General features: G+C 55.1%; 13 protein-coding genes. 3 read left to right on the top strand and 10 right to left on the bottom strand.

What is annotated here, in order from left to right; all coding sequences use genetic code 11:
• Positions 1–49 precede the first annotated feature (49 nt).
• From FEM03_RS11015 to FEM03_RS10980, 9 genes are all read right to left on the bottom strand, one after another.
• Positions 50–904, bottom strand: a complete 855-nt coding sequence (locus FEM03_RS11015; protein WP_240772743.1) for an alpha/beta hydrolase — start codon at positions 902–904, stop codon at positions 50–52.
• On the bottom strand, positions 813–1046 hold the full coding sequence (locus tag FEM03_RS24755) for a hypothetical protein (protein WP_206170977.1): 234 nt from the start codon (positions 1044–1046) through the stop codon (positions 813–815). The genes FEM03_RS11015 and FEM03_RS24755 overlap by 92 nt, the downstream gene beginning before the upstream one ends.
• 9 nt (positions 1047–1055) lie before the next feature.
• Positions 1056–1997 carry an efflux RND transporter periplasmic adaptor subunit gene (locus FEM03_RS11010; RefSeq protein WP_138086305.1) on the bottom strand — a complete coding sequence of 314 codons (942 nt, stop codon included), beginning with the start codon at positions 1995–1997 and terminating at the stop codon, positions 1056–1058.
• Positions 1998–2003: 6 nt separating this feature from the next.
• Complete coding sequence (locus tag FEM03_RS11005) at positions 2004–2711, bottom strand: ABC transporter ATP-binding protein (RefSeq protein ID WP_138086304.1); 708 nt, start codon at positions 2709–2711, stop codon at positions 2004–2006.
• 3 nt (positions 2712–2714) lie between these two features.
• Entirely contained in the window at positions 2715–3851 is a 1137-nt protein-coding gene (locus FEM03_RS11000) for an ABC transporter permease (protein WP_138086303.1), read from the bottom strand.
• A 48-nt stretch (positions 3852–3899) separates the two neighbouring features.
• Positions 3900–4637, bottom strand: coding sequence for a TetR/AcrR family transcriptional regulator (locus tag FEM03_RS10995; protein WP_138086302.1), 738 nt, complete (start codon positions 4635–4637; stop codon positions 3900–3902).
• Between the two features lie 271 nt (positions 4638–4908).
• Positions 4909–5481, bottom strand: a complete 573-nt coding sequence (locus FEM03_RS10990; protein WP_138086301.1) for a hypothetical protein — start codon at positions 5479–5481, stop codon at positions 4909–4911.
• 540 nt (positions 5482–6021) lie between these two features.
• Positions 6022–7332, bottom strand: coding sequence for a xylose isomerase (gene xylA / locus FEM03_RS10985; RefSeq protein ID WP_138086300.1), 1311 nt, complete (start codon positions 7330–7332; stop codon positions 6022–6024).
• 79 nt (positions 7333–7411) lie between these two features.
• Positions 7412–9760: a glycosyl hydrolase family 28-related protein gene (locus FEM03_RS10980; protein ID WP_138086299.1), complete on the bottom strand. Its 2349-nt coding sequence runs from the start codon at positions 9758–9760 to the stop codon at positions 7412–7414.
• 265 nt (positions 9761–10025) lie between these two features.
• Here FEM03_RS10980 and FEM03_RS10975 point away from each other — a divergent pair, with 265 nt between their 5' ends.
• The 3 genes from FEM03_RS10975 to FEM03_RS10965 all read left to right on the top strand — a co-directional run bounded on the left by FEM03_RS10975 (position 10026) and on the right by FEM03_RS10965 (position 12471).
• Positions 10026–11621, top strand: coding sequence for a glucose-6-phosphate isomerase (locus FEM03_RS10975; protein WP_206170975.1), 1596 nt, complete (start codon positions 10026–10028; stop codon positions 11619–11621).
• Between the two features lie 33 nt (positions 11622–11654).
• Entirely contained in the window at positions 11655–12071 is a 417-nt protein-coding gene (locus FEM03_RS10970) for a hypothetical protein (RefSeq protein ID WP_138086297.1), read from the top strand.
• 157 nt (positions 12072–12228) lie between these two features.
• Positions 12229–12471, top strand: coding sequence for an acyl carrier protein (locus FEM03_RS10965; RefSeq protein ID WP_138086296.1), 243 nt, complete (start codon positions 12229–12231; stop codon positions 12469–12471).
• Between the two features lie 197 nt (positions 12472–12668).
• Here the strand turns inward: FEM03_RS10965 and FEM03_RS10960 are convergent, their stop codons facing one another.
• Positions 12669–13670, bottom strand: coding sequence for a M20/M25/M40 family metallo-hydrolase (locus FEM03_RS10960; RefSeq protein WP_166442785.1), 1002 nt, complete (start codon positions 13668–13670; stop codon positions 12669–12671).
• Between the last annotated feature and the right edge of the window lie 39 nt (positions 13671–13709).

The raw sequence follows: 13709 nt of genomic DNA, 5'->3' as shown, positions 1-13709 counted from the left end.
CAGCCCGGGATTAGGACATTTCCGAACCCGGGAACCCTCCTTCACTCCATCACTTCAAATAGCGGTCAAACCAATCCCCCGCCGCCTTCGCCGTCTCATCCAACCACGGCTGACTCATCCAAAACGGATGCGGCGCACCTTTCAAGGTCACCAACTCCGTCGCGACTCCCGCCGCCTTCAACTTCTCCTGCATCTCAGCACGCCCGATCTTCAGCGTGTCCTTTTCCCCTTCAATGAACAACGTCGGTGGACTCGACGCCTTCACATGCTCGATCGGCGAAGCCTGCAAATACACCTCCCGCTTCTCCCCAATCGGACCAAAAAACGCCACATGACTCTCCCCGTTTTTTTCCTTGTTCGCCTCCATCAAATCCATCGTCGCCGCCATCACGATGCACGCCTTCACCTGCGTCGACTCCTCACCAAAACCTCCATCGCCCTCAACCTCCTTGAACCCACCTGTCATCCCCATCAACCCGCTCAAATGTCCCCCTGCCGAACCGCCCATCACTCCCACCCGCTCCTTGTCCAACCGATACTTCGCCGCATTCGCCCGCACATATCGCAGCGCCGTTTTGCAATCATGAACCGCCGCCGGATACATCGCATCCTGCGCCAGTCGATACCTCACCTGAACCACCACATAACCCCTCGCCGCCAGTCGCTCCGCCAACGGCATGTCCGAATCAATCTGCCGCTTCTGCCATCCCCCGCCATGGATCAACAAAAGCCCCGGATGTGCTCCCTCCGCCTTCGGCACATAAACGTTCACCAACAAAGGAAACCCCTCCGGCTTCGCAATCTCCACATTCTCAAACAACTCCACCGACTCCGGCAAATCCGGCAGCACCTTCTTCCACTTCGGTTTCTCCTGCGCCTGCCCCTGAACACCAACCATCGCCATCAGCAACATCATTCCCCATCCCATGCATTTCAAAAATTTGGTCATTCCCATAAAACGCCATCAAACCCAAGATCATTCCGATGATTGCTGCTTCCCACGATTGCTTGGAGAACTCATTCCTTAACGAGAATGTGTGGGTCATGAGAAGGAGTCACGGTGTCGAGCCTCCCGCCAAGATGAACACATCCATCTGTTGACCCGCATACAAGGCGGGCGCATCGCCTTTCTTCACCCGGTAGATGACTTGAAGGACCCGGGTATCGACGCGCTCGGTGGCATCCCCCGAGAGCGATTTCTTGGGGATGACCAATGGCTCGAAGCGCACGAATTCGAGTGCGGCCTGGAGTTCCGGATTTCCCCTGACCTGCGCAGTCGCCTCCGCATCGGGCCTGACGCGCCAAGCTTCGTGCTCGTCCACATCGGCACGGAGGTGGAGAGTGTCGGTCTGCCCCAGCGTTAACCAAGGCGTCGCAGCAGGTGTCGCCGACACCGCCTCCCCCGCCCGGATCTTCAACTGAAGCACCGTGGCATCGATCGGGGCATGCAGGGTGCTTTTTTTGATTTCGGTTTCAGTCAGTTGAATGCGCGCTTCTGCCAGAGCGATGGAACTTTCGGCCGCTTCAACCCGGGCAAGGGCGGTCTCCAGCGCTGTTTTGCGGTCAGTCACTTCCTCCTCTGAGATCGCCCGGGTGCCAGCCAGCTTTTGGGCGTATTCAAAGCTGCGCCGGGACTGCATGCACTGGGACTGCGCCACACGAAGTTGCGACCGAGCCTCCAACCATTGGGCACGATCCACCTTCAGCGTTGCTTCCAGCTCCCGCGTGTCGAGCCGGATCAAGGCATCTCCCGCCCGCACCTTTTGACCCGTCGTCACCAGCACCTCCTGCACCACTCCGCTCCGGTGACTGCCGATGAAAATCATCTCGCTGCTCGGCTCCACCAGTCCCATGGCCGCAATGGTTTTTTCATACAAACTGCGCGGCGGCATCTTCGGTGGCGAAGTGGAGCTGCGCTGAGGCTGACTGCTGATGACGGTGTGCACGGCTGCGATCAGGCAACCAACGGCGAGGATGGGAAGTATCGGTATTTTCATGGACGTTCAGGGGCGCTGGGTTTCGACGTGAGTGACCCGACCATCGTCCATATGGGCGATGGAGTGGGCGTGATGGAAAACGCGGTTGTCGTGCGTGACGACGATGACCGCCCGCTGCGGAGAAAGCGCGGCGGTGGCGAGCAATTGCATGACCGACTCGCCGGTCTTGTGATCAAGGGCGGAGGTGGGCTCATCGCAGATGATGAGAGCAGGCTCATGAACAAGCGCGCGGGCAAGAGCCACACGTTGCTGCTGACCTCCAGAGAGCACCCGCGGCATGGCATTGACTTGGGAACCCAGGCCAAGGCGATCGAGAAGTTCAGCGGCCTTCTTGACCGCTGCGTTTCGAGGAATGCCATCGGCCATTAAAGGCACCGCCGCGTTTTCCGCAGCCGTCAGCGAAGGCAGCAGATTGTATTGCTGAAAAACGAAGCCAAGATTCCGACGCCGAAACACCACTCGATCGGCTCCCTGGAGTTGACCATGACGGTGTCCCAGAACCTCGATTTCCCCGTCACTGGGATCAAGAAGACCCGCAATCACCGAGATCAGTGTGGTTTTTCCACATCCGCTCGGACCGACCAAAAACGTGATCTCGCCCTGCCTGGCTTCAAACTCCACGCCGCGCAGCACCTGAACCCGCGCCTCGTTTCCGCCGAAATGTTTTTGGACGGCCGTGCAACGCACCGCGAGTGAAGATGGAGAAGCATTCATGGGTCAACGAAAGACACTGGCGGGTTCAAGAACGAGGACCTTGCGGACGCTTAGAATGCTGACGGCCGCCACGACGAGCGCCATCACCCCGCCGACACCTACGACCGCCTGCCACATGAGGATGATTCCGCGTGTAGCCATGCCATTGAGGGTGGCGGTGAAAAAGGCAGCGGCCATTCCGGTGCCGATGGCGTAGCCGATCGCCCCGGCAACAACGGCCTGCAAAAGAACCATAAAGACCAGTCGGGTATTCGTAACTCCGATGGCCTTGAGAGCCCCAAACTGACGAAGGTTCTCGACCGTGAACATGTAGAATGTCTGCCCCGAAACCGCCAGTCCGACCACCAAAGCCACGGCAATGGTAATGACGAAGTTCACCGGGATGCCGGTGTTCTTGAGGTAATAAACCACACAATCCCACGCAAACTCACGAGTCGTCCTGGCCTTCAGTCCCGTCGCCTGTTCAAGCTGTCTGGCGAGACTTTCAGGCGACACCCCAGGCTTTGGCCGTGCGAGAACAAAACTCATTTGATTTCGCTCCCGACCCTGGAAGTTCACCGCCTCGCTGTATCGAGCATGAATGACTGGAAAACTGACAAATGGAGCAGCGGCATCCGATATGCCAACGATCGTGACCTTGTGGTCATTCAACTCGAGAATTCGTTCCAGTTCCAAGGGTTCACCCGGAAACAGAAGGTTGTATCCCGCTTTATCAATCACGATGCTCTTCGCTTCAGTCAAACGCTCCCAACTGCCCATGATCATCTTGCGCGGCACTCCAACAAGAGTGCTGTCATCCACCCCCAGAGTGAAGGTGGAGGCAAACTTTCCCGCAAGCGTGCGGGCAGTCGGATTGCCCTTGAACAGCCGCACGGCATAATCCACCTCCGGAACCCCTCGCACACGCGTCAGGTCTGTGTCTTTCAGCGCCTTGGTTTGCTCAAAATACTCCGTATAAGGATCCATCACCCAAACGTCCGCATCGGTGACATCCAAAATCTGGCTGCCCGTGCGCATCATGATGCCGCAAAAGATGCTGATCTGGTTCTGCAGAAGGAAGGTCGAGAATGCGAATGCAAAAACCAGGCCCCAATATTTGGCTCGGTCTGACATCAACATGCGGAGGGCGATGAAATTCATATCTAACGGTCCATTTTTGACTCCTGGTCATTCTAGTGGCAAAAAAACTCAGCCATTCAGCCAGTTCACAGCATCTGGGAAAACTTCCTTCACGATCCGACGATCGGTCTCGGAATAGTCGAAATCCTTCATAAGCGGTTTCCATCCCAGCCCATCACAAACCATGTCTTGGTTAAGGCGAACGGCCTTCATCGGATTCGTGATGCCAGCCTGGACTAGAATCTGCGGTTCCTGGCTCATCACATGACTCCCCACGGTTACGGAAACCAGGGCAAAAGTCGCCTGCTCGGGAGTGTGTCCATCTCTGGGCAGGTCCCCGAGGGCCATTGCCTCCACCACAATGTTGTTTAGCAAGCGCCAGCATCGCGCACTCTGGAATGCATGGGCCAACCGCCGCTTTTCACTGGCTTTCTCCCAGAATGAGGCCGACTTCAGCATCATCTCAATGTGAAAGTAGTCCGGACATTTTTCGGCGAACTCACAGCATGCAAAACCAATCGCCCGACTGCGCTCACGAGTGGTGCCTTTGAACTTGCTCGCCTTCTCAAACCAATCCGCCCGCGTCTTGAGTGAATCGGTAGCGACGCCAAGCACGAGGTCCTCCTTCGAAGTAAAGTGCTGGTAGAGCGTGCCCTTTGAATACTCCACGGCCTCCGCCAACTGATCCATGTTCCAGGCCTGAAAACCTTTCTCGATCAAGAGCCGACGTGCCTGGGTCAGAATCAACTTCTCACGCGCAAAGAACTCGCGTTCTTTGCGGGTAACAGGGAGTGATTCAGAGGCCACAGAGGCATTATGCGATTATTTGACCACCGGTCAAATAATTTATCAATGCCAACCACTCTCTGGTTGCAGAAACCTGTTTTCCCCAACCAAATGCATCCCACCATTCGGTCGAAGCCCAGCGCGATCTGGGAAAAACAGAGTTGTCAGACAGCTGGTTCGCGGTTGCGCCGTGCGGTGGGCCTACCCTTCCGCGAAGCGGCTTCGTCATGGCCAAATACTACGACCCACAGGACCTATGACGAGAATTTGCTAAGGGTGCTTGATTTGGGGCCTACGTTAACTTTATTGAAACATTTTCCTTTTTTATCCCATCCGCACTTACGTCTAGCCAGCTACTCACAAGATTGTTTCTTGGAAGTGGGATAAATCGCTCCTTTTGATCATTCCCAATAACGATCACAAAGTAATCCTGCGTTTCAATTATCAACTTGATTTGTGTTGTGAAAAACTTTTCTTCAGATTCGCTGAACAGAAGATTGAAGAAACCGTCATGTAGACTGACTTTAGCAACACCACCTGTTACTGATTTCCATTCTCTTGCCATTAATGCACTATAACGTTTTTGACGCGATTTTTGAAGATTTGAAGTCAAATAAAATGCGAATCCACCAACAAAAACAAACGAAAAAACCTTCAGGCTATATTGAAACATTTTAGAGTAATCGAATGAACCGATCTTCATATGGGCCTCATTCGAAGTCGACAAAGAAGCGAATAATGCGAGCAGCGCAGAAAGGGCGACCGCAATAAATAAACGTCGGCGACGCTGCGCAGTTGTATAGCAAGCGATTTGGAATCCCCTTTTTACATCCTCTTCGGTTAGATCGATTACGTCTGGATTCATTGGTTAAAGAGGGATCGGCACAGGATTAGGTTTTAATGCAGGGTAAAATGGGGTCAGTGTGCAAACTATTGACAAATGTGGTGGTCGGCTTTGCATGTCATTGTTGGATCTCCTTCAAAAACTGCCTCAACATTATCGGCAGGTCGAACTTCTTTTTTCGCGCTTCATCCTTCGCATCTGCTGGCTGACATTAGCCGCTTCGAGGCCTGCTTTCATCCATTCAGATGAAGGGCGGCGATCAAGCGAGAGCAGAAGTTAATCAGAAATTGGTTGTCCTTCCTCGGGGATAAAATCTTCTTCATGGGAGGTTGGAATGATCTATTTCTTGGTTAGGGATTTAACGTGATCAAATCAGTCTGGCCTCCGGATGTTGAGATTATTTTCAGCAATAGATGGAATTTGGTTTAAACGAAGTGGTGGACTGGATCAGTGGCAAGCCAAAAGAAGATCACCAATTACTTTCCACCTTGGACATGACCCGAAAAAACCGGCGATCTCTGGCATCCCAGAAATCGCCGGTTGATTAATCTCTACCCGGAATCAAATAAACTCGTTCACCAAGCCTTCGAGCATCTCCTGACGTCCGCTACCGATGACGGGTTCGCCATTGGCGAAGGAGTAGGCTTCAAGTTCTTCAAAGCCTACTTCGCCTTTCTCAATTTGTGCACCGATGCCGCTGTCGAAGCTGCTGTAACGCTGCTTCACAAAACCATCGAGACGACCGTCTTCAATGATCGCCGATGCGATCTTCAAGCCGCGTGCAAACGCATCCATCCCCCCAATGTGCGCATGGAAAAGATCGACGGGTTCAAAACTTTCGCGACGCACTTTCGCGTCAAAGTTCAATCCACCGGTGGTGAATCCGCCCATCTTCAACAACACCAACATGATCTGCGTCGTCAAATAAATGTCTGTCGGGAACTGGTCCGTATCCCAACCAATCAGTTCATCGCCGGTGTTCGCATCAATCGAACCCAAGGCCCCTGCCGCCAAAGCCACTTCCAACTCATGACGCATCGTGTGACCGGCAAGCGTTGCGTGGTTGGTCTCGATGTTCAGCTTGAAATGCTCCAGCAAATCATACTGACGCAGGAAGTTCAAACAGGCGGCGCTGTCGGAATCATACTGGTGCGTCGAAGGCTCACGTGGTTTTGGCTCAATGTAAAACTGACCGGTAAATCCGATCTTCTTCTTGTGTGCCACCGCCATGTGCAAAAACGCCGCCAGGTGATCCACCTCACGTTTCATGTCGGTGTTCCACAGCGAAGCATAACCCTCACGACCACCCCAAAAGGTGTAACCCTCGCCGCCAAGACGATGCGTCACTTCCAGCGCTTTTTTCACCTGCGCTCCAGCATAAGCAAACACGGCCGCACTCGGACTCGTCGCCGCGCCCTGATTGTATCGGGCATTGCCAAACAACGATGCGGTGCCCCAAAGAAGCTTCTTGCCCGTCGCCTTCTGCAAACCTTCCAGCTCATCCACCACCGCATCCAGATTCGCGTGGCTCTCTTTCAACGATGCGCCTTCAGGAGCGATGTCCCGATCATGGAAGCAGTAGTAGTCAATCCCCAGCTTGTCCATGAACTCAAAACACACGTGCGCACGGCGACGCGCGTTGTCCACGCTCTCCGTTCCGTCGTCCCAAGGCTTCTGCGAGGTGCCGCCGCCAAAGGGATCCGACAGCGTGTTGCGCATCGCGTGCCAGTAGGCAACCCCAAAGCGGAAGTGATCCCGCATGGTTTTGCCCGCCACCACTTCATCCGCATTGTATTGTTTGAATGAAAGGGGGTTCTTCGACTTGGGGCCCTCGAACTGAATTTTAGGAATGTCAGGAAACGCTTCGCTCATAAGCCGCCCATTTCAGCCGGACTGGGCGTCCGCGTCAAGTTTATCCCTATCGATCAAATGAACACCGTCGCCATCGGCTTCACGGCGCAAACACCGTTCCCACCGATTCCGATGAAAAGCCCGGAAGCCGCGTTTGCTGAAGCGGCGTCTGCACATTGACAAAGACATTTCCCAGAATGACCGTTTGTGAATTACCTGTTCCGAGATTGATGCCTACCAGGTTGTTCGAGAAGTAATTGCCCTGAACAATCATTCCAACGGCACTTGCGCTCACATTGTCCACCACCGGACCAGCCGTCAAACCAATATGCGTGCCCCAGTCCTTCTCCGCGTTGTTTCCCATCCAGGCATTGCCACGCATCACGCAATCATAGTAGAAATTGCCGTAAATTTGATTGCCGCTGGTCAACACCGCATCAATCACCGGAGTCGCCGGTCCATTGCTCAGGGCAGGCGAGGAAAGCCGCGAGGTATTTTTCTCAATCAGGATGCCCGACATGGTGTTGAACTCATTCCCGAAACTGTAGCTCTCTGCCACCACCCGCTGATTGGCGCGCACCAAGACCGTATAAGCCGTGTCCACAAATTGATTGCCTGAAATCACCAGATCATCAATCGGAGTGCGGTAATACCAGATGCCACTCGGCATTCCGTTGAACATGCAGGTTTTGATCATGTGCCGCTTGCACCGGTTGGTCACATTGTAGTAACTCTTCCCAGCCACGGGCGGAACGTCCCACGCCTGGGAAACGGTCAGACTGTTCCCCGTGTTGCCACTGATCGTGCGCCGCTGTCCGGCACCAGGGCCCTTGATGATCATCACCTCCAAACCCACCAAACCACCGGATTTCCACGCTGCGGAACTGTCCGACAATAGATCCACCCCGCCGGCCGTTGCTGAACCAAGGGCGTAGTGCTCCGAAGGATATTCGCAAAGCACACTCTCGCCGTCGTTCGCCCGAGGAATCAGCCCATTGCCAAGCTTGATGAAGCTGGTGCTCAAAAGGGAAAAGTCGTCCACTGGAGATACCAACCCGCCATAAGTGGGCGTTTCCAAACCATCCGTTTCCACCGACCTCGCGATGGTGCAACTTTCCACCTGCACGCGCTCACCCAGCGTGAAGCGGATGCGTCCGTCATGATACTCAAAGTAGCAGTTCTTCACGATCAAATCGTTTTGCCCCACAAAATAGGCCGCATCGCTTTTCATTTGGGTGGATACGAATTGCGAGTCCTTCAACACCGTTTGTGCCCCTTCCCGCCACGCGATGGAACGTGTGCCCTGCCCTCCATGGTTTTCCAACCGGCAGCCCGCAATGAAAGCGCGAATCGCAGCAAAGTAATTCACCACCATCGAGCATTTCGGACCGCCACGCATCGTCAGATTGTAAAAGCCCAGCGTCGTATGCCCCGGCGGCACATAGACCAAACCCGCGTGCAACCCTGAACCCCCACCTGTCGTCACCAGCGTCGACCTGGTCATTCCCTCACCCATCAAAACCACATTGGACTTCATCACCAAATTGTAATCCACCCCGCCACTGCTGGTCACCCCGATCGCATAAACACCACTCGGCAGATAAACCACCCCGCCACCCATTGCCGACGCCGTATCAATCGCCTTTTGGATCGCCGCCCGGTCATCAGCCACCCCATTTCCCACCGCATTGAAACCAATCCCCTTCACATTGATCACCCTGCCCAGCATCTTCGCAAAATCCGACCCCCAAGGCACGCCAAGTCCAAAAAGATCAAACCCGATGGCCCGCACCAGCAACGGTTGACCCGGCATTCGCACCCACGCCGAAGGTAGATTCGCCAAGCCGTTGTTCACCTCCACATGATATTCAGCTCCGATCGACAAACCCAGCGGAGCCACACACTTGATTCCAAGTGAATCCCCGGTCGATCCCACCCCTGAAGCCGCCAGCACCCCGCCATTTGCCGCGTTCACAAAGCGCACCTGTGGTGTCGCCCCTGGAAATGCCAGATTTCTTCCGGTAATGCGAAACGGAAACGATGGCGCAATCTCCCGCCCCGCCAGATCCAGATAATGCCACCCGTCCGCCCGGTTCACCCAACCCGGCGCACTCGTCTTGGTGCCCGACTTCACAAAAATCGCATACACTCCCAGCGCCAGATTGGTTGGCAACCGCACGCCGATATACTGATTCGACTTCGTCAAAACATCGGTCAGCTGCATTTCAGGATTTGGATGGCTGTCCCCCGGCTCCAAGCGGTCGATCCACACCGTCGGTGCCGTTCCAAACTGATCTCCATGAATCCCCACCACATCCCCGGCCACCGCCGACTTCGTGACATTGAAAATAAACGGTTGAAGCTCCTGTGCCCTGATCTCACCCCCAAACAACACGACCGCGACCACCAAAACCAACTTTTCCAAATGTCCTGACAATGTCTTAACCATATATATTAGCCCTTCGAATTACATAATTCCGTGGAATAATGCCAAATAATTGCTCTTTATTTAAGCATGCTAATACCTAATCTTTTGGGGCGACGGCACCAATCAGTTTTTGTGCAATGCGAGGCATTTGTGGTGCTGACCGTTGTTTATTTGGGCACTATCCCACCTCCATTCTCCGCCGCTCCATAAATGTGCATCAACGAAAATCCCTCCAGAGCGCGCAAATCCTTGCGAAAACGCCCTTCCCTGCTTGTGTGCCAGCATGATGAACCTCTGGACGCGCTATCAGCAACACCTTCTTCGTTACCCCGATCTCGGCTTCAGCCTCGACATCAGCCGCATGAATTTCGACGACGGCTTCTTCGCCAAAATGGAGCCGCTCGTTGCCCGTGCCTTCGAGGATATGAAAAAACTCGAAGCTGGTGAAATTGCCAATCCCGATGAAGGACGCATGGTCGGCCACTACTGGCTTCGCAACTCTGCCCTCGCCCCCACTCCCGAACTTGCCGCCGGCATCGACAACGACATCGCCGACTGCAAAGTCTTCGCCTCCAAAATCCACAGCGGCGAAATCACCGCCCAAAACGGAGCCAAGTTCAGCAAGCTTCTCATCATCGGCATCGGCGGCTCCGCCCTTGGCCCCCAGTTCATCACCGACGCCCTCGTCGACGCGCACAGCGCCCCGCTGCAAACCTACTTCTTTGACAACACCGATCCCGACGGCATCCAGCGCACCATCGCCAACATCGGAGCGGACCTTGCCACCACGCTCTCCGTCGTCATTTCCAAATCCGGCGGCACCCCCGAAACCCGCAACGGCATGCTCGAAGCCCGCGCTGCCTATGAACGCGCCGGACTCGACTTCTCGAAACACGCCGTCGCCGTCACCGGCACCGCCTCTGGAGGCATCAGCAGCAAACTCGAAGCCTACGCCACCGAAAACGACTGGCTCAAAATCTTCCCCATGACCGACTGGGTCGGCGGCCGCACCTCCATCATGAGCACCGTCGGCCTCGTGCCCATGACGCTCCAGGGCATCGACATCGACCTCATCCTCTCCGGCTCCGCAGCCATGGATGAGAAAACCCGCACCCTTCCCACCGCGCAAAACGCCTCCATGTTGCTCGCCCTCATGTGGTATCAGGCCGGCAACGGCAAAGGTGCCAAGGACATGGTCGTCCTCCCCTACAAGGACCGCCTCATGCTGCTCAGCAAATACCTCCAGCAGCTCGTCATGGAATCCATCGGCAAGCAGCACGACCTCGACGGCAACGTCGTCAACCAAGGCATCGCCGTCTACGGCAACAAGGGTTCCACCGACCAGCATGCCTATGTGCAACAGCTACGCGATGGGGTGAACAACTTCTTCGCCACCTTCATCGAAGTTCGCAAGGGCTCCGATCAACCCCAGGTCGAAGTCGACCCCAACACCACCGCCAGCGACTACCTTCAAGGTTTCCTCCGCGGCACCCGCAAAGCGCTTTTCGACAGCGACCGCGAATCCGTCACCCTCAGCATCGAACAAGCCACCCCCTACACCGTTGGCATGCTCGTCGCCCTGTTCGAACGCGCCGTCTCTTTTTACGCCAGCCTCGTCAACATCAACGCCTATCACCAACCAGGCGTCGAAGCCGGAAAAAAGGCCGCCGTCGACTTTCTCAAAGTGCTCACCTCCGTGCGCAATGCCATCGCCCATGCCGGCAGCGCCACCGCCAACGTCATCGCTGTTTCCATCCAGGCCGATCCCGAGGAAGTTTACCACTGTCTCACCCACCTTGCCGCCAACGATCCACAAATTCAGGTTCAGCTTGCCGACTCTCCCGGTGACGATCTCTTCACATGGGTGGGACAATCATCTTGAGTTTAATGTCTGCATCCCTAGAATGAACTCGAAATGCCGTTTCCGTTTTCATTCACGACATCATTAGCACCCGTCATTGCCCAGGCCAGCGCGGAAACCGTCCGGTTCCCGTTGGTCTACCAAATCGCGTGCATCATTCTCACCGCACTGTTCCTGCTTACCTTCAGCATCGCCCGCAATCCCCGCAGCTGGCGTCGGCTCTACCAGGCAAAAGTCCAGGGACCGCGCGACCATTTTTCGGTCAATCGCAACAAACGAATTGATGAAAAACTCAAGCGCTACGGCATCATCGTCGCCATGGTCTTCCTCGTCGCGGATGTTTCCTGCTTCGTCTTGGGCTTCACCTACCGCCATCGTGCCGACGCCAGGGAACTCACCCCCGAGGAGCAATCGGAGCGTCAGGACCTCAAGCGATTCAAGTCCGGCAAATCTCCTGGAGCCCTATTTTGAACAAAAATACCCCTGCGTTTTCCCACCACATCGTCATTCTCAGCTTGACGTTTTCACATTGAGCATTTCGCATTCAAAAAAATCGCATTTTCCCGGTTGCCAAATTCGACTCACCCGGTAAAGCTGCGCCACTCAAAGCAACTACTAACTCTCATCTATGGCCGACACCAACTTCGCAGACAAAGTCCGGGACATCATCGTCGAACAACTCGGCGTTAACCCTGAACAAGTGACCCCTGAAGCCAAATTCATTGAAGATTTGGGCGCAGACTCACTCGACACCGTGGAACTTGTGATGGCCTTCGAAGAAGAGTTTGGCATCGACGTCCCCGATGAAGAAGCCGAAAAACTCCTCTCCGTTGGCGACGTTATCCGTTATGTTGAAGAGAACGCGGAATAATCCCCGCTGACTCCCACCGACAAACGGGACCTCGAACGTTCCCATCATCATTAAAAGGCGCGGTTTACCTCGCCTTTTTTTGTGCCCGCATCCCATCCGCCCGACCTCATTGATCTGCCTTCATCTGAATCCGGCTCCACAAAAAAACCGCCAGCCTGCAGGCCGGCGGTTTTCTCATGGCGATCTGGCTTTTCCAGTTAAACCGCCAACGCCTCAAACTTCGAATTGCCCGCCTCAAGGTGCTTTTTGAACTCCTTCATCCGCAGGCTCACCCGTTCCTCCAAAGGACGCTCCTCCAACCCGTGCTGATCAACACCCACCAGCGCCACCAACAGGTTTACCATCGACTGCACATCTTCCAAATACACCCACTCCGGTGCCAGCACCTGATCATCATCCAGGTTGTGATAATTCCCCAGCGGCACACTCACTCCCGCACTGCGAATCCCGCACGCCTGCAACGCCGAAGCCTCACAAGCCCCCGCATCCAGCAAACAGCGCTGCACCCGGATGCCCTGCCCCATCGCCGTGCTCACCAAAATCTTCGTCAGCTCATTGTCGAAAATTGAAAGCCGGTCGCCCACACGAATCATCGGCCCCTCACCCAACTCCGCGCCATTCACCGGACGACTCGTCTCCACCGACAAAAACACCGACTCCTTGCCAAACGGCCAGTTCTTGCCCAAATGCCACGCTCCGAGGAAACCCACCTCCTCTGCCCGCGTAAACGCCGCATGCACCGTCGCATCCAGCCCCAGCCTGGCAAGTTCCTTGAAAACCGCCACAATCACCGAACAACCCACCAGATCATCACAAGCCGGTGCCTGCACCCGACCGTTGTCCACCACCGCATCAAAATCCCACGGCGCAAAATCGCCATGCTCCTTGCGCTGCGCCACATTCTCTTCCAGTTCCACCACCGCCTTCGGCATTCCGCCCAGGAAATCCCACTCATCCTTGTTCGGCACCTTCACAAAAGCCGGGTGATCCATGTGCGCCCCCAAAACCCAGGTCGGCGTCGACCGGCGCTTGCCTTTGCGATAAGTCACCAGCAAGTTGCCAAACGCGTCATGCGAAAGATCCACATGCGGCACATCCAGCAACAATTGTTCGATCGCCTCTCTCACATGGTATTCATGAAAGGGAGCGGTCGGTTGATTCAGCAACTTGTTCAGGATAGAGGTCAGCGTGTCGGACATGTCCCAATCTAAACACATTTTCGCCACTACCAAACCGCA

It is taken from the genome of Phragmitibacter flavus, from assembly GCF_005780165.1.
Taxonomy (GTDB): Bacteria; Verrucomicrobiota; Verrucomicrobiia; order Verrucomicrobiales; family Verrucomicrobiaceae; genus Phragmitibacter; species Phragmitibacter flavus.
This window is presented reverse-complemented; position numbering and strand designations above follow the sequence as displayed.

What these genes read in the sequence shown, in the direction of transcription:
- FEM03_RS11015 (WP_240772743.1), bottom strand. Translation starts at nt 904, where the DNA reads ATGGCGATGGTTGGTGTTCAGGGGCAGGCGCAGGAGAAACCGAAGTGG.
- FEM03_RS24755 (WP_206170977.1), bottom strand. Translation starts at nt 1,046, where the DNA reads ATGACCCACACATTCTCGTTAAGGAATGAGTTCTCCAAGCAATCGTGG.
- FEM03_RS11010 (WP_138086305.1), bottom strand. Translation starts at nt 1,997, where the DNA reads ATGAAAATACCGATACTTCCCATCCTCGCCGTTGGTTGCCTGATCGCA.
- FEM03_RS11005 (WP_138086304.1), bottom strand. Translation starts at nt 2,711, where the DNA reads ATGAATGCTTCTCCATCTTCACTCGCGGTGCGTTGCACGGCCGTCCAA.
- FEM03_RS11000 (WP_138086303.1), bottom strand. Translation starts at nt 3,851, where the DNA reads ATGAATTTCATCGCCCTCCGCATGTTGATGTCAGACCGAGCCAAATAT.
- FEM03_RS10990 (WP_138086301.1), bottom strand. Translation starts at nt 5,481, where the DNA reads ATGAATCCAGACGTAATCGATCTAACCGAAGAGGATGTAAAAAGGGGA.
- xylA (WP_138086300.1), bottom strand. Translation starts at nt 7,332, where the DNA reads ATGAGCGAAGCGTTTCCTGACATTCCTAAAATTCAGTTCGAGGGCCCC.
- FEM03_RS10980 (WP_138086299.1), bottom strand. Translation starts at nt 9,760, where the DNA reads ATGGTTAAGACATTGTCAGGACATTTGGAAAAGTTGGTTTTGGTGGTC.
- FEM03_RS10975 (WP_206170975.1), top strand. Translation starts at nt 10,026, where the DNA reads ATGAACCTCTGGACGCGCTATCAGCAACACCTTCTTCGTTACCCCGAT.
- FEM03_RS10970 (WP_138086297.1), top strand. Translation starts at nt 11,655, where the DNA reads ATGCCGTTTCCGTTTTCATTCACGACATCATTAGCACCCGTCATTGCC.
- FEM03_RS10965 (WP_138086296.1), top strand. Translation starts at nt 12,229, where the DNA reads ATGGCCGACACCAACTTCGCAGACAAAGTCCGGGACATCATCGTCGAA.
- FEM03_RS10960 (WP_166442785.1), bottom strand. Translation starts at nt 13,670, where the DNA reads ATGTCCGACACGCTGACCTCTATCCTGAACAAGTTGCTGAATCAACCG.